Annotated in this window: 19 protein-coding genes and 1 pseudogene (1 of these 20 only partly in view); 11 read left to right on the top strand and 9 right to left on the bottom strand. The window is 31.1% G+C overall.

Translation table 11 applies throughout. The annotated features are described in order from the left end of the window. Positions 1-53: 53 nt before the first annotated feature. Positions 54-467: an Rrf2 family transcriptional regulator gene (locus CDLVIII_RS00755; RefSeq protein ID WP_009167572.1), complete on the bottom strand. Its 414-nt coding sequence runs from the start codon at positions 465-467 to the stop codon at positions 54-56. Positions 468-735: 268 nt separating this feature from the next. On the opposite strand from CDLVIII_RS00755, the gene CDLVIII_RS00750 reads away from it, so the two are divergent. The 4 genes from CDLVIII_RS00750 to CDLVIII_RS00735 all read left to right on the top strand — a co-directional run bounded on the left by CDLVIII_RS00750 (position 736) and on the right by CDLVIII_RS00735 (position 3,355). After that, positions 736-1,167 (top strand): MarR family transcriptional regulator, encoded by a 432-nt coding sequence (locus tag CDLVIII_RS00750; RefSeq protein WP_009167571.1) that lies wholly within the window; start codon positions 736-738, stop codon positions 1,165-1,167. Positions 1,168-1,312: 145 nt separating this feature from the next. Next, on the top strand, positions 1,313-1,822 hold the full coding sequence (locus CDLVIII_RS00745; protein ID WP_009167570.1) for a nitroreductase family protein: 510 nt from the start codon (positions 1,313-1,315) through the stop codon (positions 1,820-1,822). A 26-nt stretch (positions 1,823-1,848) separates the two neighbouring features. Then, the gene (locus CDLVIII_RS00740; protein ID WP_009167569.1) at positions 1,849-2,136 is read left to right on the top strand and encodes a putative quinol monooxygenase; all 288 of its coding nucleotides are present in this window, start codon (positions 1,849-1,851) and stop codon (positions 2,134-2,136) included. A 331-nt stretch (positions 2,137-2,467) separates the two neighbouring features. Next, positions 2,468-3,355, top strand: coding sequence for a DUF4474 domain-containing protein (locus CDLVIII_RS00735; RefSeq protein WP_009167568.1), 888 nt, complete (start codon positions 2,468-2,470; stop codon positions 3,353-3,355). A 119-nt stretch (positions 3,356-3,474) separates the two neighbouring features. Here CDLVIII_RS00735 and CDLVIII_RS00730 read toward each other — a convergent pair whose 3' ends face one another. After that, on the bottom strand, positions 3,475-3,888 hold the full coding sequence (locus CDLVIII_RS00730; RefSeq protein ID WP_009167567.1) for a CGGC domain-containing protein: 414 nt from the start codon (positions 3,886-3,888) through the stop codon (positions 3,475-3,477). Positions 3,889-4,281: 393 nt separating this feature from the next. On the opposite strand from CDLVIII_RS00730, the gene CDLVIII_RS00725 reads away from it, so the two are divergent. From CDLVIII_RS00725 to CDLVIII_RS00720, 3 genes and pseudogenes are all read left to right on the top strand, one after another. Then, positions 4,282-6,261, top strand: a complete 1,980-nt coding sequence (locus CDLVIII_RS00725; RefSeq protein WP_009167566.1) for a methyl-accepting chemotaxis protein — start codon at positions 4,282-4,284, stop codon at positions 6,259-6,261. A 242-nt stretch (positions 6,262-6,503) separates the two neighbouring features. After that, positions 6,504-6,593, top strand: a pseudogene (locus CDLVIII_RS30385) (helix-turn-helix domain-containing protein); the annotation flags it as partial. Positions 6,594-6,675: 82 nt separating this feature from the next. Beyond that, the gene (locus CDLVIII_RS00720) at positions 6,676-8,112 is read left to right on the top strand and encodes a DUF4173 domain-containing protein (protein WP_009167565.1); all 1,437 of its coding nucleotides are present in this window, start codon (positions 6,676-6,678) and stop codon (positions 8,110-8,112) included. A gap of 141 nt (positions 8,113-8,253) precedes the next feature. Here the strand turns inward: CDLVIII_RS00720 and CDLVIII_RS00715 are convergent, their stop codons facing one another. Next, on the bottom strand, positions 8,254-10,389 hold the full coding sequence (locus CDLVIII_RS00715; RefSeq protein WP_009167564.1) for a sodium-translocating pyrophosphatase: 2,136 nt from the start codon (positions 10,387-10,389) through the stop codon (positions 8,254-8,256). A gap of 242 nt (positions 10,390-10,631) precedes the next feature. Further along, a complete protein-coding gene (locus CDLVIII_RS30990) occupies positions 10,632-10,781 on the bottom strand; it encodes a hypothetical protein (RefSeq protein ID WP_009167563.1) in 150 nt (49 codons plus the stop codon). A gap of 208 nt (positions 10,782-10,989) precedes the next feature. On the opposite strand from CDLVIII_RS30990, the gene CDLVIII_RS00710 reads away from it, so the two are divergent. Beyond that, the gene (locus CDLVIII_RS00710) at positions 10,990-12,768 is read left to right on the top strand and encodes a GGDEF domain-containing protein (RefSeq protein WP_009167562.1); all 1,779 of its coding nucleotides are present in this window, start codon (positions 10,990-10,992) and stop codon (positions 12,766-12,768) included. 101 nt (positions 12,769-12,869) lie between these two features. Here CDLVIII_RS00710 and CDLVIII_RS00705 read toward each other — a convergent pair whose 3' ends face one another. The 5 genes from CDLVIII_RS00705 to CDLVIII_RS00685 are packed head-to-tail and all read right to left on the bottom strand — an operon-like array spanning position 12,870 to position 17,368. Beyond that, a complete protein-coding gene (locus CDLVIII_RS00705; RefSeq protein WP_009167561.1) occupies positions 12,870-13,574 on the bottom strand; it encodes an ABC transporter ATP-binding protein in 705 nt (234 codons plus the stop codon). Positions 13,575-13,576: 2 nt separating this feature from the next. Further along, positions 13,577-14,335: an ABC transporter ATP-binding protein gene (locus tag CDLVIII_RS00700; protein WP_009167560.1), complete on the bottom strand. Its 759-nt coding sequence runs from the start codon at positions 14,333-14,335 to the stop codon at positions 13,577-13,579. A 4-nt stretch (positions 14,336-14,339) separates the two neighbouring features. Next, the gene (locus CDLVIII_RS00695; RefSeq protein WP_009167559.1) at positions 14,340-15,305 is read right to left on the bottom strand and encodes a branched-chain amino acid ABC transporter permease; all 966 of its coding nucleotides are present in this window, start codon (positions 15,303-15,305) and stop codon (positions 14,340-14,342) included. A gap of 9 nt (positions 15,306-15,314) precedes the next feature. Then, complete coding sequence (locus CDLVIII_RS00690; RefSeq protein ID WP_009167558.1) at positions 15,315-16,190, bottom strand: branched-chain amino acid ABC transporter permease; 876 nt, start codon at positions 16,188-16,190, stop codon at positions 15,315-15,317. 23 nt (positions 16,191-16,213) lie between these two features. Then, a complete protein-coding gene (locus CDLVIII_RS00685) occupies positions 16,214-17,368 on the bottom strand; it encodes an ABC transporter substrate-binding protein (protein ID WP_009167557.1) in 1,155 nt (384 codons plus the stop codon). Positions 17,369-17,740: 372 nt separating this feature from the next. On the opposite strand from CDLVIII_RS00685, the gene CDLVIII_RS00680 reads away from it, so the two are divergent. The 3 genes from CDLVIII_RS00680 to pdxT form a co-directional block, all read left to right on the top strand. Continuing rightward, positions 17,741-18,706: an RsmD family RNA methyltransferase gene (locus tag CDLVIII_RS00680; RefSeq protein ID WP_009167556.1), complete on the top strand. Its 966-nt coding sequence runs from the start codon at positions 17,741-17,743 to the stop codon at positions 18,704-18,706. Positions 18,707-18,794: 88 nt separating this feature from the next. Beyond that, positions 18,795-19,664 carry a pyridoxal 5'-phosphate synthase lyase subunit PdxS gene (pdxS, locus tag CDLVIII_RS00675; RefSeq protein ID WP_009167555.1) on the top strand — a complete coding sequence of 290 codons (870 nt, stop codon included), beginning with the start codon at positions 18,795-18,797 and terminating at the stop codon, positions 19,662-19,664. 1 nt (position 19,665) lies between these two features. Continuing rightward, on the top strand, positions 19,666-19,772 hold the 5' end (the start) of the coding sequence (gene pdxT / locus CDLVIII_RS00670) for a pyridoxal 5'-phosphate synthase glutaminase subunit PdxT (protein ID WP_009167554.1). Its footprint extends 457 nt past the window's final position; only the first 107 of its 564 coding nucleotides appear in the window; it begins with the start codon at positions 19,666-19,668; its stop codon lies off the right edge, out of view.

The raw sequence follows: 19,772 nt of genomic DNA, 5'->3' as shown, positions 1-19,772 counted from the left end.
TTGTTCGAATATAAAGGGCTTTCGCCCTTTATATTTTTTTATAAAATTTAAAGTTACCAAGGATCATTTTTTAGACTATCAAAATTAACTTTTTCTAATTCAGTCACAATTGTATTTTGGATACCGCACAAAGACCTATGTATAGAACAATGACCGCCTTTATTAGCGCTACATGTTTCTTTGTCATAAACACATCTTGTTAAAATAATAGGACCTTGTATAGCTTCAACTACATCTTTCAAGGTTATATCCTTTGGGTTTTTTATTATAGCATAGCCGCCATTAACCCCTCTGTATGATTTAACAATTCCAGCTTGAGTCAGCTTTCTAGTTAATTTTAATAAAAATCTAAGAGGAATATTTCCTTTTTCAGATAAAGATTTTGCATCTAATTTATTGTCTACTCCTTCTTTAGATAGCATAAGCACTATCCTAAAGGCATAATCAGATTCTTGATTTATATTCATACATTTTACTCCTTAAAAGTATACCGACTTAGTATATTTTATGATAGTATAATTTTTTATGATTGTCAATAATTTTCATGTAAAGGAATGAAACATAGGGATTTGTTGACATAATTTAATAAGTAATATATAGTTGTATGTACAAACAATAATTCGCTAGATTAGATTTTAATAGACTAAAAAATCATGAATTTTACTTATTTAATGTTATAATACTCATATAAAACATAATATGTATAGAAATTCGATTTGAAAGGAAAATATAATAATGTTAGATATAAATGAATTATTGTGTGATTGCTTATATTTTTCATCTAATAAATTAGCTAGAGTTATAGGGAAAATAGCAGATGAGGAATTTAGAATAACAGGACTTTCACCAGCATATATTTACTTAATTAGTGTTGTTGGCAAAAAAGAAGGAATAACTCAAAAGGAATTAGGAGAAGTTCTCTGCATTGCACCATCAACAATAACTAGATTTATAGATAAGCTCGAAAATAAAGGCCTTTTAAGAAGGCAAAATGAAGGAAAGAAATCTTTTATATATTTAACGGCTAAGGGAAAAGACCTTCAACCAGATATAAATATTGCATGGGGGAATCTTCATTCAAGATATTTAGAAGCTATTGGAGAAGAAGAGTACAAAAAGCTTATTACAGTAATAAATTCAGCATGTGATAAGATGGAGAAAAAATAATCTGTTTTTAAGTTTTAGGTGGTATGAAGATGTTATAGCTATGAGTTTATGAATTAAATTATTAGTAGATCTTCATAAAATCTAAAAATTGAATATAAAATATTAATGTTGTTGTATGTACAACTAAATTAGGGAGGTATTACCAATGGAAACAATTTTTAATAGGAGAAGTATTAGAAAATATAAAGATCAGCCGATTGAAAAGGAAAAAATAGAAAAATTATTAAGAGCTGCTATGCAAGCACCTTCAGCAGCTAATCAACAACCTTGGGAATTCATTGTTGTTGAAAATAAAGATACTTTAAATAAATTGTCAGGGATGAGTCCATATTCGAAAATGGCCGGAAGTGCTCCATTAGCCATAGTTGCCTTAGCTAATAGTGATAATTATAGGGTTCCTTCAGCTTGGCAGCAAGATATGGGGGCTTCCGTAGAAAACTTATTGTTAGAAGCAGCTTATTTGGATCTTGGAGCAGTTTGGCTAGGAGTAGCAACAGCTGAAGAAAATATGAAGTATATAAAGAATCTTTTTAGTTTACCTGAACATATCAAACCGTTTGCTTTAATTATAGTTGGATATCCTGATGGCAGTCAAAGTAATTCGTTTGAGGATAGATTTAATGATAAGAAAGTTCATTATGAAAATTGGAAATAATATAATTAAGTGAAGGATGATCAATTATGATAAAAGTAGTAGCAAAACATTATGTTAAAGAAGATAAAATTCAAAATGTAATTGAATTAGCAAAAGAATTGGCGGCGACAACTGTAAAAGAAGAGGGCTGCATAAAATATGAAATGTATCAAGATGAAAAAGATAAAACCATATTAACTATGATAGAAGAATGGCAAGATAAAAAGGTTTTAGAAAAACATATGTCATCTGAACATTTTCAAAGAATAGTACCGCTAATGAGTGAATTCATGACAAAGTCGGGAGAAATAAATATATATTCCAAAGTGGTATAAAAATAAATGGAGCAATGAAAATAATAATTAGTTTATTGCTTAGATTTTATATACGAGAGTTTTCTTATTATCAATATAATTAAATTGCAAATAATTTTTGAAGGCATTTTATGCAGGAGGAGATTATTTGCAATTTTTTTGTCACAATAATCTTTATTGAGTAATTCCAATATGTTTGAATATAATAGCTTAGAAAAAATAAGTAACGTAAAAAAGTATTACCGCAAGCAAGTTTTTAAAGGCTTAAAGTAAAAAAAATCAGTCTTCTTTTAACATAATACACACAATAAGAATAATATATATCAAAGTAATTTATTTGAGGTGAGTGTTTATGTGTGTAGGCCTGATAGCAATGCTTGCTGGAATTCGAATGATGAAAGATATGAATAATTTTGTACTAGGCATAATATCATCTCCTCATCCGATAGATAAAGGAATAGAGATGGCTGGTTATGAGTATGATGCGGAGCAGGATATATTCGTTTGTAATATGAATCCATGGCAGAGAAATATGGGCTATAGCCGTTTGTATGATGAGGCAATGGCACCATTTGGAATGATTGTAGATTGTGAGCCAATTTATTTTGAATATAATAATAAAATATGGTTAATTGAATTATGGAAAGGCCAATATGATTTAAATACTGGCTGTGAAATTGGAGTATATACAGTAGATAAACCACTTTTAAATATTCCAGAAGTATATAAATATATGTTTTATAATTGTGCAAGCGATGCAGAAAGACTAACAATGTCTTTTACTTTAAAAAAGAATGGTAAAATACTTTTTTCAAGAGATGAAAGACACTGGTGGTTAGCAGGCTTTAAGCTTGGAGAGTATTCAGAACCTTCAGAGTTAACGATGAATGTAAATATTACTTTTAAAAACAGTGTTATGCGTGATGCATTTATATCAGGATTAATAGATGCAGGGTATTCAGAAAGTGAATATGTTATAAATGGAAATACTCTAGGGATAACCTTTGATAAACCTCATACTCCACAGCCAATTACAAGAATAGAAGAAACTGATAAGATTATACAAAAAAAGAATAAAATATTATGTGATAGATATAATGATATTGCTAATGTATATGATAACTTGGCAGATAAGATAAATGGAATTAAAAAGCAGGCACCTGATATTTATGCAGAAATAATAGATAAGGCAACATTAAGAACACATTTTAGGAACATGAAGAATCCAGAACTCACGTAGAGTGATGTTATTTTGGCAGGAGATAAACTCCTGCCTTTAATTTTGTGAAATTCTGCAGCGTTTATATAGCTTGCAGTTTCTCTATAGAGAATTTGATCAGATAAGGATTTATTTTTGATTTAATTGTAAGATATATAAATGCCCTCTGCTCTTTTCTTTTCAGCGTTTTTACTTATATAAGAGCCATCTATAATATTTTTATAACCTTTTTTTGCGATAATAGATTTAATGTAATCAATATGAGGACATCTGTCAGTATGATAATTATCTGTTGTAATGCAGGATGATAAATGTACTGCAACCTCATCCTTTTCTATGTTATTCTTACTTCTTAATTTCTTAGAAAGATGTTCTAATTTTGCAGCAACACTCTTGCCACAGCAGCCACCACAGGTAAAAGATATGTATCTGGTAGAAGCATCATACTTTTTAAAAACATCATCTCTATTATAAAAAGCATTTGTGCAGGCAAAGCCACTGCAACGGTTATGTGTAATGTCACATTGAATAATAACTACATATTTTATATTCATTTATTTCAGCCCCCTTTAAATAATATAATTATACAATACTATTAGGGATTCGAGAAAGTATTAGTTTTATTTGAAAGTGCAAAGAAGGCATAAAATTTTTAGGAAGTGTTAAGCTTTTAACAATGAAATACGATAGTAATAATAATACAAATATTTTCATAAATTTACATTATAATCGTTATATTTTCTATATTCATTTAAAAGATAAGTTAAAATATAAGACACAATAAAATAGAATTAAATAAGCAATAAGAAAATAAACGTGAATCTAGACAAATATTAACAAATGTAAGTAGGTCAAATTATTCAATTGCGTGAATTAGCTTGAATTAACTGTACAGTAAACTTGCTGCACGTAGACTAAAACAAAGTAAAATGCAAAGGAGAAAGATTATGTTTAAAAATCTAAGATTAGGGACAAGAATAATTTCATTACTTGCATCACTGATTATATTATCAGTATTAATAATTGGAGTTGTATCAACCAACTCACAAGTTGCTACAGTTAATGATAATCTTACCTACACCACTAAAGAACTATCAACAAGCCTAAGCCAAAAGGTAGATGCGTTTTTATCTGAACATGTTTCAGTATTAGAGGGATTGGCATGCACAAATGATTTGAGATCATATAACCCAGAAAATCAAAGGGCACTTTTAGAAGAAATTAATAAAAAGTATTCAGATTTTGCACTCGTATATGTAACAGATGCTGCAGGATTACAAGTGGCTAGATCAGATGGAAAAAATCAATTTGATGATATGACAGATCGAGATTATTTTAAAGCTGTAGCTTCTGAGAAAAAGACTATAATTAGTGATATAATAATTTCTAAAACTACAGGAAAGCCGGCAGTGGTTATTGCAGTTCCGATTTTTAATGCTGAGAAGCAATTTGAAGGGATCTTAGGAGCAACCTTAGATTTAAATTCACTAGAAGAGATGAGAAATAAAGTTATTCTTGGAAAAACGGGATATGCATTTATAACAGACACTCAGGGGCAAATTTTAGCTCATCCCGATGGAAAAATGGTTGAAGAAAGAACTAATGTTTCAAATGTGGATATTGTTAAGAAAGCTTTAACAGGAGAATCTGGAGCAGAGGAGTATGAATATCAAGGGGAAAAAGTGTTTGGAAGCTATACAAAGGTGGCAACTACAGGCTGGGCAGTTGTAGTTAGGCAAAGTAGGGATGAAGCCTTTGCATCTATTAATAGTATAAGAATAAAAATGATTATAATTGGGGTGGTTATTTTAGCCATTGTTATTGTGATTGGGGTAATTTTATCTAAAAGTATGATAAAACCTTTATTGATTTTAAAGGAAGCTGCAAAGCAATTAGCTCAAGGTAATTTAGCTTATAACTTTAATGTAAATACTGGTGGAGAAATAGGAGAATTATCAGAATCATTTATAGATATGAGGGAAAGTTTAAAAAATTTAGTTCAGCAAATTTCTGTGGCGGCTGATAATGTAACAACGTCTTCTGAGGAAGTGTTAAATTCAGCTAAACAGGCTGAAATTGTATCCAGCCAAATTGCAGAGGCCACCAGTCAATTAGCTCTAGGAAGTGATGAGCAGGCTAAAAGCGTTGAAAGAACACTTGGATCAATTAACAGTATTGTTGGAGCTATAGAGGAAATTGCAGTTAATAGTAATAATTCACTTGGGTCATCAGTAGAAGCAGAAGAATTGGTTAAAGCTGGTGTAGAGATCGTGAATGCCCAGAATATAAAGATGGAAGAGAGCACTAATGCAGTTAATCAGGTATCTAAAGTTATATTTACTTTAAATGATAGGACTGTGCAAATAGGACAAATTGTGGAGGTAATTGAAGATATAGCAGAACAAACTAATTTATTAGCTTTAAACGCAGCTATTGAGGCAGCAAGAGCAGGGGAGCAGGGAAAAGGCTTTGCAGTTGTTGCGGATGAAGTTAGAAAACTTGCAGAAGAATCTCAAACTTCTATTGGAAAGATTCAAGGAATTATACAGGATATTAAAACTACTACCAGTGTTGCGGTAGATAGTGCAAAAAATGCTACAGATGCAATAAGTGAGCAAAATGAATCAGTAAAAAATACATCTAGAGTTTTTAATGATATCTTAAGTAATGTAAACTTAATTGCAAGAGAAATAGAAGGAATTTCAAATTCTACAGATGGAGTAAAGGGTGCTGGAGAGAATATACAACAGGATATGGAAAGAATTTTAGCTGTATCTGAAGAAACTTCTGCTAGTACAGAGGAAGTAACAGCTTCTACAGAGGAACAGGCAACTTATAGTGAAAATATTTTAAATGAAATTGAAAAGTTGAATGTTATGGCAGATGAGCTAAAGGCATACGTTAAGAAGTTTGTAGTGCATAATTAACAATTTACAGTTTAGGAAGTAAAATATACAGTTTTAAAATATAAATATAATGTTTTTAAAATCCACTTTTAAACATAGAGAATTTGTTTGAAAGTGGATTATTTTAATTGTAGTTAAATAGTGTGAAGTGCACAGCTTTCAATTAACCAAATGCATAGCTTAGCTTTAAAGTATCAATAAACATATATTGTTTTTCGATAAAAAACTATTGAAATACAAGAAATATAATAATATAATAAGGAAAAGCCATAAGATTTTCAACATTGGATGCAATTTGTGAGGAGTTAGAGTGTCAGCCTGGAGATTTGCTTGAAGATGTAAAAGAAAGTTAAATATTAAAATTTAATTTTTGAAAAATTTTTTAGGTAGTTAATAGCAGAAATGCTTAAATGAGGTTAGGAGGGAGAAATTATTATGAAAGAATTAGATCAAAAAGCGCTATTTTGGATAGCTTCTGCAAGTATTTTATTTATGGAACTTTTGATTTTTGGCGGGTGGGGAATAGCTGTGCCTATATCAGTAATTATATATTACGTTTTAATATTATCTCAAAATAAGACAATAAGAATAAAGAGAAATGTATTATTACTTATACCTATAATCATGATATCTCTATGTTTTGTATTTTTTGATAATATGCTTTTAAAATTTTTAAACGTGATATTTTTATATGGATTAATTGTTCTAGATACAAGTGAGCAATTTAAAGTTAATAAATTCGAGTTTCTATCTCTTGAGTGGATTATGCAGGTGGTTCCAATAGGTATAATAAAACCAATAAAAAATATTTTAGCGCCTATTAGACTAATACGAGATGATGGAAAGGATAAATACAGAAAGTTCTTTAATATATTTTGGAAAATCTTAATAGGACTTCTCGTGGGTTTACCAATAGTGTTTATAGCTACTATATTATTAATGCGATCTGATATAGCTTTTAAAAACGTAATAGATTTAATAAATGATAATGTAAGTTTTAATTTTTCCGCTATAATAAAAAGAATAGCTGTATTTACAATTATATATTTCCCTTTATGCGGATATTTTTATGGAGTTAAAAATAAAGAGAAGGAAAATTGTAATGAGGAGAATAAACAGATAAAAATAAAATTTGACTTTACTATAGTTATTACAGCTACAAGTTTCTTATGCACTATTTATGTTATGTATTGTTTAGCAAAATTTACTTATCTTATATCATCCTTTATGGGTATATTACCAGCAGAATATACTTTTTCAGAATATGCAAGACAAGGATTTTTTGAATGTGTTCCGTTAGTAAATATAAATTTATTTTTTATAATAGTATTAGATTTATTTACTAAAGTAAATGATAGTAAGAAGAAAAGAATTATAATTAAAGGATTTATTTATTATTTGATAGCATTTACTTTATTTTTGGTGATTTCAGCGCTTTCTAAAATGCTACTATATATTAATGCTTATGGAATTACGCTCATGCGTGTTTATATTGCCTGGATTTTGATTCTTGGTTTTATAATTCTATTATTAATCGGAATAAAAGAATATAATAACAAGTTCAAGCTTATAAGGAATGTATTTATCGCTTTTACAATTATGTTTTTAGGTTTAAATTACATAAATGTTGATTATAGAATAGCAAAATATGATGCTGATTTGTATATAACAGGAAAAGTGGACACAATAGATGCATTTAAGGAATTGAGCAATTCAGCCCTGGAACCGCTTATGAAGGTATCAAGAACTGGAGATAAAAAGACTACGCTCTTACTAAAAAGATATGAAAATAGATTAAAGGAAAGGGAAAAGTGGCAAGATTGGAATGTTGTAACATATAAGGCAAAAAAGATACTTGAAAATGAAAAATAAACTAAAAATATCCCTGAGGAATATTGCATCAAGTAATTTACAGTCAATAATATCGTTTGCTGAGCAAAAAGCAGTATGATATATTACTGAAGTTTTACTTTTATGGCAATAGCCTTAGGGATATTCTACAAGTAAATGTTTCTAACTAAACAACGCTACAAATACTAATGTTAAAGTACTTACAAGTTTTATAAGAACATGAAGTGATGGCCCAGCAGTGTCTTTAAATGGATCGCCAACGGTATCACCAACAACACTAGCTTTATGTGCTTCGGAATTTTTGCCGCCATGTTCTCCAAGCTCTATAAGTTTTTTAGCATTATCCCAGGCTCCACCGCCGTTATTTAAGAAGAGTGCCATAATGACACCGGCAATGGTTGTTATCATTAAGAAACCGGCTGCAGATTCTTTACCTAAAAGAATTCCAACGATTACAGGAGCACAAACAACTATTATTCCTGGGAGTACCATTTCTTTTAAAGCACCCTTTGTAACAATATCAACACAACGAGCATAATCAGGCTTTGCTGTTCCTTCCATTATGCCTGAAATTTCTTTAAACTGTCTTCTAACCTCAAGTATTACATATTGAGCAGCTCTGCTAACAGCACTTATTGCAGTAGAACTAAATAGGTATACTATCATAGCTCCTATGAAACCACCTATAAATACCTCAGGCTTTCCGATATCAACTGAAAACCAAGAATCTAAAGGTTTACCAAGTATTTTCTTTACTTCATCTAAGTATGCAGAGAATAGTAAGAAGGTTGCTAAAGCAGCTGATCCTACAGCATATCCTTTAGTTAATGCTTTTGTAGTATTTCCACAAGCATCTAATCTATCAGTTATATTCCTGATTTCTTCAGGTGCACCAGACATTTCTGTAATTCCACCAGCATTATCAGTTATTGGACCAAAGGTGTCCATTGCAAGAATATAAGTACAGGTAGAAAGCATTCCCATAGTTGCTATTGCGGTTCCGTATAACCCGGAATTTGCTACATTAGGTAGTGCTAATTCGCTTAACTTATAAGATACATATATGCAGATAGATATAAATATTACAGGTAATGCAGTTGACTCCATACCAACTGACAATCCAGTTATTATGTTAGTTCCTGCTCCTGTTTCAGAAGAATTAGCAATTTCTTTTACAGGCTTATGAGTTATTGAAGTATAATAATCGGTTAGCATTACAAATGCATAACTAAGAACTATACCAGCTACGGCGCATCCATAAAGATAAATGGAATTTACAGTAGTACCTGTTGGAAGTTTGCCTGTTAACATATTATTTACTACAAAAAATAGAAGTACCAAATTTATTATAGAAGTTATAACAAACCCACCCTTTAATGCTTTCATAGGGTCATCAGTATTATTCTTTACCTTAACAGCAAAGATACCAATTATAGAAGCTATAATGCCTAAGGCACGTGCTACTAGAGGAAAGAGTATGCCTTTCCAGCCAAAGATAGGATATAGTGCAACACCAAGAATCATAGCACCAACATTTTCAGCGGCTGTAGATTCAAAAAGGTCAGCACCTCTGCCGGCACAATCACCAACATTATCACCAACAAGATCAGCAATAACTGCAGGATTTCTAGGGTCATCTTCTGGAATACCAGCTTCAACCTTTCCAACAAGGTCAGCGCCAACATCAGCAGCTTTTGTATATATACCACCACCAAGTTGTGCAAAAAGTGCAACGAAAGATGCTCCAAACCCAAATCCAACTAGAAGTGAAGGAGCTTCTTTTATAAGATCATCATTACCAGAAGCACCACCATAAATAAGAAAGAGAGTGGCAACACCTAATAAGGATAATGCGGTAACAGCTAGTCCAGTAACCGCACCACCTTTTAATGCGATTTGAAGAGCATTATTTAGCCCTTTTTTTGCACCAGCAGCAGCTCTTATGTTTGAATTAACAGCCATATACATACCAATATAGCCTGATAGAGCTGAGCAGAATGCCCCAGTTATAAACGCTATACCAGTATGTAAAGATATTGATACAGCAGAGCTAGAGCCCTTTGAGACGTTACCAAAATAATTAGATAAGAGAATTAAAAATAAAACTACAATGGATAAGACAGCGATAGTCTTGTACTGTCTTTTAATGAATGCCATAGCACCTTCTTTGATGTAAGTAGATATTTCTTGCATTTGTTTTGTGCCTTTGTCTTGAGAAAATGTGAACCTGACCAAATAGATAATTGCTATAAGCGCAATTACTATAACGCTATAGATAAGCATGAAATATGGTACCATTTAGAACATCCCCTTTTTTTTATTAAATACAAAATTCTTACCCTTATATTATACAATAAAATATTCAGAATATTACAAATATTTTGTAATTTTACATATTATAGAAAAATAATTTTGTATATAAAAAGTAAGCTGAGAAAATAGGAAGTCTAAAAGCTAGATTAACCTTTTAGATATTTTATATTCTCTCTGCTTATGACAATCATTTATAGATTAACTAATGAAAAGTTATATTTTAAGATTTAGAATTTAGGATTTATTTCATCTCTCTGAATTCTTTTTAAATCTTTTAATCTTAGGTGAGTTTTTTCTCTGATTACATCCCAGTGCTCTCCATCAATTATCATCTTCTTTGCTCTATCATTCAAAGATTTTTTTTCTAATTCACTCATAAATAGTACCTCCTGTTAACACATTTTAGATAGGTTTAGTTTGTCTTAAAATAAATAATATATTCATCTGCACTTTATTTACATTGATTTTACAAAAATAGAATATGAAGTTAACGCAAAAAGGCTATTATAGTAAATAATGGTACATATACAATGTGAAAGTAATACTGAGTGTATATGAAGTAAAAAAGGATGTGTAGTAGAAGAAGTGGAATCTTTAGGTAATAATTCATACACGCAGAACTATGAAGGTCAGAAATTTGAAGAGTTTTATAAAATAATTGAGACCAGAAATGTGAGATCTGTTTTTCAACCAATTGTATCTCTTACTGATTGCACTGTAATCGGGTATGAAGCATTAAGTAGAGGCCCAAGGGATTCTTATATGCAAAATCCAGAAGTTCTTCTAGATATGGCCAAAGAATGTGATAAGATATGGGAGCTTGAAGAATTATTTCGTTCTAAAGCACTAGAGAATATATCGCGTAGCAAATTGAATGCAAAGGTATTTCTAAATATTAATCCAGTTATTATTGATAATTTAAAATTTAAGGATTCATTTACAAAGGAATATCTAAAAAAATATAATTTAGATTGTAGGAATGTAGTATTTGAAATAACAGAACGAGATGCAATTCAAGATTTGAAGAGTTTTATGCAGACTATCGAATACTGGAAAAATCAAAATTACGGAATAGCAATCGATGATGCTGGATCAGGGCATTCAGGCCTTAATAGAATATGTAAAATCAATCCTCATTACATAAAATTAGATATGGAACTCATTAGAGATATAGATAAATTTCCTATACAGCAGGCAATAGTTAAAAGTATGTATGAATTTTCAAGGTTAACAGACTGCAAATTAATTGCAGAAGGAATAGAAACTGAAGATGAACTTAAGGTACTTATAGATATTGGAATTCAATATGGGCAAGGGTATTTTATACAAAAGCCAGAAGAATCTATAAATTCAATTAAATATGAAGTAATTGATACAATAAAGAGGTTAAATATAAAGAAAAATGCACAATATGCCTACAACATAGCTAATGTTTATATTAGCAGTATAGCTAAGAAGAAAGAAGTATTAGATCCTAAGATTTTAGTATGTGATGTAGATTCAAAATTTAAAGAAAATCAGGATCTACTAGGAATTTGTGTGGTAGACAATGGAGAAGTAAAAGGCGTCGTTACGAGAAATTCTTTTTATAGCAAATTGGGCTGGAGATACGGATATAGCATATATTCCTCCAAAGCCATATCAATCATCATGAATACGAATTATCTAAGTGTTGATTATAAGATGCCAATAGATAAGGTGATAAAGCTTGCAATGGCAAGATCTAAGGATACGTTGTATGATCACGTAACAGTAACTAAAAATTCAAAATATTACGGTATTGTTACAATAAAGGATTTAATAGAAAAGACAATTGAGATAGAAGTAGATAATGCAAGACATTCAAATCCATTAACAGGGCTTCCTGGAAATGTAATAATTGAACAGAATATTGAAAAATGTATCTTTTCTAAGGAAGAGTATTGTGTATTATATTTTGATATTGATAATTTTAAACCATATAATGATGTTTATGGCTTTGAGAATGGAGATATGATAATTAAATTTTTAGCTAAGGCTATAACTGATAACATTTCAAAAGACGATTTTATTGGGCATATTGGAGGAGATGATTTTATAGCTATAGTATCTTCATGGAATGCAGAAAAAGTATGTAAAAGAATATTAAAGAATTTTAATGAATTAGCAATAGAATACTATGATAGCAAAGATTTAAAAAATGGATATATAATAGCTCAAAATAGACATGGTATAGAAGAGAAATTTCCATTGGTCTCTGTATCAATAGCAGGCCTCACCAATAAGAAAAGAGAGTTTGCAAGCAGCTATGTTTTGGCTAAGGAGTCAAGTAAGCTGAAGAAGAAATGTAAACAAAATGGAGGAAATTGCTACTTAATAATTTAAGCTTCCTAAATATAATAAGTATATATAAAAAAGTAGAACAATCATCATAAAAGATAGTTCTACTTTTTTGCTTAATTATTTTACTAATATTAAATTCAAAATTATTCTCCAAGATATGCACTTTTAATGCTCTCATCATTAAGAAGTTCTTTAGCATCACCTGTTTTTACTATATTTCCAGTTTCAAGAACATAAGCCCTATGGGCAATAGCAAGTGCCATATTTGCATTTTGCTCAACGAGAAGTATAGTTGTGCCTGCCTTATTGATTTCAACTATTGTATCAAAAATATCTTTAACAACAAGAGGGGCAAGCCCCATTGAAGGTTCATCAAGTATAAGCATTTCAGGCCTGTTCATTAAAGCTCTGCCTATTGCGAGCATTTGCTGTTCACCACCGGAAAGTGTACCAGCCGCTTGTTTTACTCTTTCCTTTAGTCTCGGAAATTTAGAAAATACCATTTCCATATCTTCTTTTATTCCAGCTTTATCTTTTCTTAAATAAGCTCCAAGTTCTAAGTTTTCTAAAACTGATAATTCAGGAAAAACTCTTCTGCCTTCTGGAACGTGAGAAAGACCTAGAGATACTATCTTATTAGCAGGAACCTTATTTAACTCTGAATTTTTAAAAGTAACTGTTCCTGATTTTATTGGTTCAAGTCCTGATATAGCTCTAAGAGTAGATGTTTTACCAGCACCATTAGCTCCAATTAAGGTTACTATTTCACCTTGTTTTACTTCAAGGGAAATATCTTTTAATGCATGAATAACACCATAATATAGATTGATTTTATCTACTTTTAGCATTTTTAAGCCCCCTCTCCAAGATAAGCTTCTATTACCTTAGGGTTGTTTTTAATTTCTTCTGGAGTACCTTCAGCAATTTTTTTTCCGTAATCAAGAACCGCTATTTTATCGCAGATTCCCATAACTAACTTCATATCATGTTCTATTAATAGAATTGATATGTTGAATTTATCCTTAATCCAGTTTATAAGGTCCATAAGCTCTGTTGTTTCTTGAGGATTCATACCAGCAGCAGGTTCGTCTAATAATAGTAAAGATGGTTCAGCTGCAAGAGCCCTGACTATTTCAAGTTTCCTCTGCTCTCCATAAGGAAGATTGCTAGCTAATTCATCCTTCTTTCTATCAAGAGAGAAAACTTTTAATAATTCAATACTTTTATTTATAATTTCTGCTTCTGTTTTTCTAAACTTAGGAGTTCTAAGGATAGAATCAAATAAAGAATAATTTATCCTATAATTAAAACTAACTTTAACATTATCAAGAACAGTAAGGTTAGAAAATAGACGAATGTTTTGAAAGGTTCTGGCTATTTTCTTTTTAGTTATATTATACGGCTTAAGACCTTGAATCTTTTCTCCAAGATAAGCTATAGTACCTTCTGTTGGAGTATAAACGCCAGTTAACATATTAAATACAGTAGTCTTACCAGCACCATTAGGTCCTATGAGCCCAACAATTTCTTTTTCTTCTATTGTAAGATTAAAATCTGAAACTGCCTTTAATCCACCAAAGACAATTGATAAGTTTTGAACGTCTAACATAGAATTAAGCCTCCTCTCTGTCCTTTGATTTTTTACTAGGTATTAATTTGCTAAATATTTTAAGAGAAACCTCTTTATCTCCAAGTAATCCTTCAGGTCTAAAAATCATAAGAAGTATTAATGCTAATGGATATATAACCATTCTAAAATCACCCATGCCTCTTAAAAGCTCTGGTAAGAAAGTTAATGCTATGGCAGAAATTATAGAACCAGATAATGATCCCATACCACCAAATACAACGAAGGTTAAATAATCTATTGATTTATTAAAATCGAAAGAATCAGGTTTTATATAGCCAGCATAGTGAGCGTAAAGTCCACCAGCAAGTCCAGCAAAGAAGGCAGCTATAGCAAATGCTAATATCTTATATTTAAGAGCATTTATTCCCATGGATTCAGCAGCTATTTCATTTTCACGAATAGAAAGCATTGCTCTACCCTGGGAAGAATTAATAATATTTTTTATTATGATAATGCTGACTACCATGAATACAAAAGCAACCGTGAAAGTAGTTTTTACAGGTATTCCTGTAAGTCCACGAGCCCCGCCAACTGGATTAATATTCATAATTATTATTTGTATGATTTGGCAGAAAGCTAAGGTTGTTATTGCAAAATAATCGCCAGTAAGCTTTAGTGTAGGATATCCAATTAGGGCTGCTAACAAGCATGCGATTACTGCACCAATAAGTATTGAAATAACAAATGGCATATGGGCTTTTTGTGTTATCATTGCAGACACATATGCTCCAATTGACATGAAACCTGCATGTCCTAAACATAACTGTCCTGTAAATCCAACAATTAAGTTTAGTGAAACTGCCAATATAACGTTTATTAAAGCAAAAGTAATAATTCCTTTATAATATGAATTAATGACATTTGCACTAATCAAGCCAAATAATACTGCATATGTTATTAAGACTCCAACTATAATACAAATGTTCTTTTTGTTAAATAAATTCTTCATAATTAACACCTACACTTTCACATTGGTCTTCTTACCTAGTAGACCAGAAGGCTTAATTAAAAGTATTATGATTAAAATCGCAAATACAATCGCATCTGAAAAGTTTGTTGATATATACGCTTTTGAGAAGGTTTCAAGAAGTCCAATAGCAATTCCACCAACAAGGGCTCCAGGTATACTTCCAATTCCACCAAGTACTGCGGCAACGAATGCTTTAAGTCCAGGCATAGCTCCCATATAAGGAGTGATACTAGGGTAAGATATTGCAACTAAAACTCCAGCTATACCAGCTAAGGCAGAACCTATAGCAAAGGTAAGGGAAATAGTGTTATTAACGTTTATACCCATAAGAGAAGCGGCTTCCATATCTTGAGAAGATGCTCTCATAGCTTTTCCAACTTTAGTTTTATAAACAATAAATTGAAGTAAAATAACAAGAAAAGCAGAAATTCCAAGCATCAATATTGTTTTTACATCAATTTGAACAGATCCTATATTAATACTCCCAGCATTAATTAAATCAGGAAATGGTTTAGGATTAGATCCAACTAATAATCTCATAGCATTTTGAAGGAATAAAGAAACACCAATTGCTGTAATAAGCAAAGCAATTCTTGGAGAATTTCTAAGTGGCTTGTAAGCAATTTTTTCTATTATTATTCCGGCTAGGGCTGAAACTACCATTGCAACTAATAAAGTTGGAATTAATGGTAATTTTAACGTTGAAGCACAATAGAAGCCTGAAAAGGCTCCTATCATGTAAATTTCACCGTGGGCGAAATTTATTAATTGAATTATTCCATAAACCATTGTATATCCTAATGCTAGGAGGGCATATACACTTCCTAAGGCTAAACCGTTGATTAGTTGTTGTAAAAATTCCATAGTATATTCCTCCTGTTAAAATATTAAGGGTTAACTTTATCAGCTAAAACTTTCTTATCTCCATCAATTTTAATGATAGCTGCACTCTTTATAGCACTTCTGTCACTACCAAATTTGATGTTACCAGTAACACTGTTCATTTCCATTCCAGCTAAAGCATCTTTAATAGCAGCACCATCTGTTTTACCAGCTTTTTCGATTGCTTTAACTAAAATTTTAGAAGTATCATATGAAAGAGCAGCAAAAGCATCTGGTTCTTTGTTATATTCTTTCTTATATGATTCAACAAAGTTCTTTACATTTTCATCTGAATCTCCAGAGTAATAGTGGTTAATGTATAATGCACCATTTACTGCATCTTGACCAATTTTAGTTAATTCTTCTGATTCCCAGCCATCTCCACCAAGGAATTGAGATGTTATTCCCATTTCTCTAGCTTGCTTAGCGATAAGACCAACAACATTGTAGTAATCAGGTAATACTAATACATCTGGATTTAAACTCTTAATTTTAGTTAATTGAGCCTTAAAATCAGTATCCTTATCGTTATAAGTTAGGAATTCACCAACTTGTCCACCATCAGCTTCAAATTTTGATTTAAAGCTGTCAGCTATACCTTTTGAGTAATCTGAACCAGCATTATATAATACAGCAGCTGTCTTCTTAGACAATTTTTCAGTAGCATATTTTGCAAGAACTTCTCCTTGGAAGGAGTCAACAAAACATCCTCTAAACATATATTCTCCACCAACATTTGTTATTGTAGGTTCTGTAGCCGTTGGAGTGATCATTGGAATTTGTTTTGCTGTTGCATTTGGAGCAACTGCAAGTGTTGCACCTGATGTAACAGGTCCTAATATTGCACATACTTTTTCATCATCAACTAATTTATTGAAGGCCTGCATTGATGAGTTTGGATCAGCTTGGTCATCTTCAAAAACAAATTGAACTTTCTTTCCGTTAATTCCACCACCATCATTAACCTCTTTTTCTAACAATTCAGCACCTTCTTTTACTGAAACCCCGTATGTAGATGCTGCACCAGACAATGGCCCGATAGCTCCGATTTTAATAGTATCTCCTGTACTACCACTGCCTGCTGAATTTCCACTACAACCAGCAAGAAGTGTGATAGACATAGCAGCAGCTAGTATTCCTGAAAGTAAATTTTTTTTCATAATTATCCCCTTTCCTTATTACAAACAATAATATCAAAATAACAATATATTAGATCTCATGTTAACAAAGTAATATGTTATTAATATTTTTATTATTGATATAATAACATATTGCTCTAATAACTACAAGAATGATATTTAATATTTTATATAAAAAATAATAAGTATTAAATGAAAACAGTATCATATTTGGGTAAAATAAAGAAAATGATGTTATGTTAAGGAAATTACAAAAGAAAATATGAAAATAGAGTGAAATTTGTGTGGATCATATTATAAATACATGTAGAGAAACATCTATTATGATAATATTGAATTAGAAGTAGAGTCAGCAGATTTAAATTATTTAAAGAATAAGGTGAGGGAAACTAATTGAATGAAGAAATATTAAATTATAAAAATGATAATAAGGCATATAAAAGACATGTTTACTTTATTAAGTATCCAGTATTTGAAGAAGAGTTATGTAAGCTGGAGATGAGGTGCCTTTTTGGCAAAACTCCAAGTGAAAAATATTTATTTTCAGATTCATACATTAATATATCAAGAAGTCCATTCATAAAAGAAATGATTTCAATAATTTATGAAGAAGATTCTTTGGAGCAAATATTAAAAAATATCATAGAGGATAAATTATCTTATGACGATTTTAAGGTTTGTTATGTGAAATTAGAAAATGGGGATGTAGAGTATAAGGAAAGACTTAATAGTCTAAATAAGATAGGATTTGTAATAACGGGTGAGCCAGAGATGCACAATCCTAAGATTATACTTGGAATAACTAAGATATGTGGGAAATGGATATTTGGTAAATATGAAAAAAACGATTATGAATGGCATATCCATGATAAGAAGCCTTATTCATATTCTAATTCATTAGGTTTAAGGGTAGCAAGAGCATTAGTTAATATAGCAGTCCAAAATAACTTAGATTGCAAGTTAATAGATCCATGTTGTGGTGTCGGAACAGTTGTTATTGAGGCTCTTTCAATGGGAATTAATGTAGTGGGATGTGAATTAAATAAAAGTATTGCAGAGAATGCGCAAAGAAATTTAAAATTTTTTGGATATGAAAATGTAGTAACAAATGGAGATATGAACAATATTGAAAAGCAATATGATGTTTCTATAATAGATCTTCCATATGGACTGTTTACGCCAACAACGATAGAAGAACAAACTTCACTTATTAAAAGTGCTAGAAGAATAAGTAAGAAATTAGTTATTGTTACTTTTGAAAATATGGATAAAGAAATTATTGAAGCAGGATTTAATATAGTTGATAGATCGTATGTGTGTAAAGGCAAATTTAAAAGATATATAACTATTTGTGAATAGAGAGTTTTAAAATGTATGGGTACATTTGCATTGTATCCATACATATTTTATTATATGGATAAAATAAAAAAAGGGGGATTTGTATATCATGGAAAGAGAATCAATAAATAAAAATCTTGCTCAAATGTTAAAGGGCGGAGTAATCATGGATGTTACTAATAAAGAAGAAGCAATTATTGCGGAAAAAGCTGGAGCATGTGCAGTAATGGCTCTTGAAAGAGTTCCTTCTGATATAAGAAAAGAAGGTGGAGTAGCTAGAATGTCAGATCCTAAAATGATAAAAGAAATTCAAGAAGCTGTGTCTATCCCAGTTATGGCAAAGGTCAGAATAGGACATTTTGTAGAAGCTCAGATTCTACAAGCATTAAACATTGACTTCATAGATGAAAGTGAAGTGCTTACACCAGCAGATGATAAATATCATATAAATAAAGAAGATTTTAAGGTTCCATTTGTATGTGGCGCAACTAATATCGGTGAAGCTTTAAGGAGGATTGGTGAAGGCGCATCAATGATAAGAACTAAGGGAGAAGCAGGAACAGGCGATGTAGTACAAGCAGTTAAGCATATGAGAACTATGAATGATCAAATAAAGATGATACAAAATGCTTCAAAAGAAGAATTAATGACTATAGCTAAAAACTTTAATGCACCATATGATTTAGTTAGATACGTATTTGAAAATGGTAAATTACCTGTTGTTAACTTTGCAGCAGGGGGAATTGCAACTCCAGCAGACGCAGCTCTTATGATGCAGCTAGGAAGTGAAGGCGTATTTGTAGGATCAGGAATATTTAAATCAGATAATCCAGAAAAAAGAGCAAGGGCAATAGTACTTGCAACTACTTATTATAATGATCCAGAAAAGCTAGCAGAGGTTTCTACTGATTTAGGCGGAGCCATGAGTGGAATTTCAGCAGAAGAAATCCAGACACAATACGCTGAAAGAGGCTGGTAGCATGAAAGTTGGAGTTTTATCCTTACAAGGTGGTGTTATAGAACATCTAAATCAGATAAAGTTATTAGGGCATACTGCTGTCGAAGTGAAAAAAGAAGAAGACTTAGA

It is taken from the genome of Clostridium sp. DL-VIII, assembly GCF_000230835.1.
Lineage (GTDB): Bacteria > Bacillota > Clostridia > Clostridiales > Clostridiaceae > Clostridium.
The sequence above is the reverse complement of the archived record's forward strand: the minus strand, read 5'-3'. Positions and strand labels throughout refer to the sequence as shown.

What these genes read in the sequence shown, in the direction of transcription:
- CDLVIII_RS00745 (WP_009167570.1), top strand. Translation starts at nt 1,313, where the DNA reads ATGGAAACAATTTTTAATAGGAGAAGTATTAGAAAATATAAAGATCAG.
- CDLVIII_RS00755 (WP_009167572.1), bottom strand. Translation starts at nt 467, where the DNA reads ATGAATATAAATCAAGAATCTGATTATGCCTTTAGGATAGTGCTTATG.
- CDLVIII_RS00685 (WP_009167557.1), bottom strand. Translation starts at nt 17,368, where the DNA reads ATGAAAAAAAATTTACTTTCAGGAATACTAGCTGCTGCTATGTCTATC.
- CDLVIII_RS00735 (WP_009167568.1), top strand. Translation starts at nt 2,468, where the DNA reads ATGTGTGTAGGCCTGATAGCAATGCTTGCTGGAATTCGAATGATGAAA.
- CDLVIII_RS00695 (WP_009167559.1), bottom strand. Translation starts at nt 15,305, where the DNA reads ATGAAGAATTTATTTAACAAAAAGAACATTTGTATTATAGTTGGAGTC.
- CDLVIII_RS30990 (WP_009167563.1), bottom strand. Translation starts at nt 10,781, where the DNA reads ATGAGTGAATTAGAAAAAAAATCTTTGAATGATAGAGCAAAGAAGATG.
- CDLVIII_RS00750 (WP_009167571.1), top strand. Translation starts at nt 736, where the DNA reads ATGTTAGATATAAATGAATTATTGTGTGATTGCTTATATTTTTCATCT.
- CDLVIII_RS00730 (WP_009167567.1), bottom strand. Translation starts at nt 3,888, where the DNA reads ATGAATATAAAATATGTAGTTATTATTCAATGTGACATTACACATAAC.
- CDLVIII_RS00715 (WP_009167564.1), bottom strand. Translation starts at nt 10,389, where the DNA reads ATGGTACCATATTTCATGCTTATCTATAGCGTTATAGTAATTGCGCTT.
- CDLVIII_RS00690 (WP_009167558.1), bottom strand. Translation starts at nt 16,190, where the DNA reads ATGGAATTTTTACAACAACTAATCAACGGTTTAGCCTTAGGAAGTGTA.
- CDLVIII_RS00725 (WP_009167566.1), top strand. Translation starts at nt 4,282, where the DNA reads ATGTTTAAAAATCTAAGATTAGGGACAAGAATAATTTCATTACTTGCA.
- CDLVIII_RS00740 (WP_009167569.1), top strand. Translation starts at nt 1,849, where the DNA reads ATGATAAAAGTAGTAGCAAAACATTATGTTAAAGAAGATAAAATTCAA.
- CDLVIII_RS00705 (WP_009167561.1), bottom strand. Translation starts at nt 13,574, where the DNA reads ATGCTAAAAGTAGATAAAATCAATCTATATTATGGTGTTATTCATGCA.
- CDLVIII_RS00700 (WP_009167560.1), bottom strand. Translation starts at nt 14,335, where the DNA reads ATGTTAGACGTTCAAAACTTATCAATTGTCTTTGGTGGATTAAAGGCA.
- CDLVIII_RS00720 (WP_009167565.1), top strand. Translation starts at nt 6,676, where the DNA reads ATGAAAGAATTAGATCAAAAAGCGCTATTTTGGATAGCTTCTGCAAGT.
- pdxS (WP_009167555.1), top strand. Translation starts at nt 18,795, where the DNA reads ATGGAAAGAGAATCAATAAATAAAAATCTTGCTCAAATGTTAAAGGGC.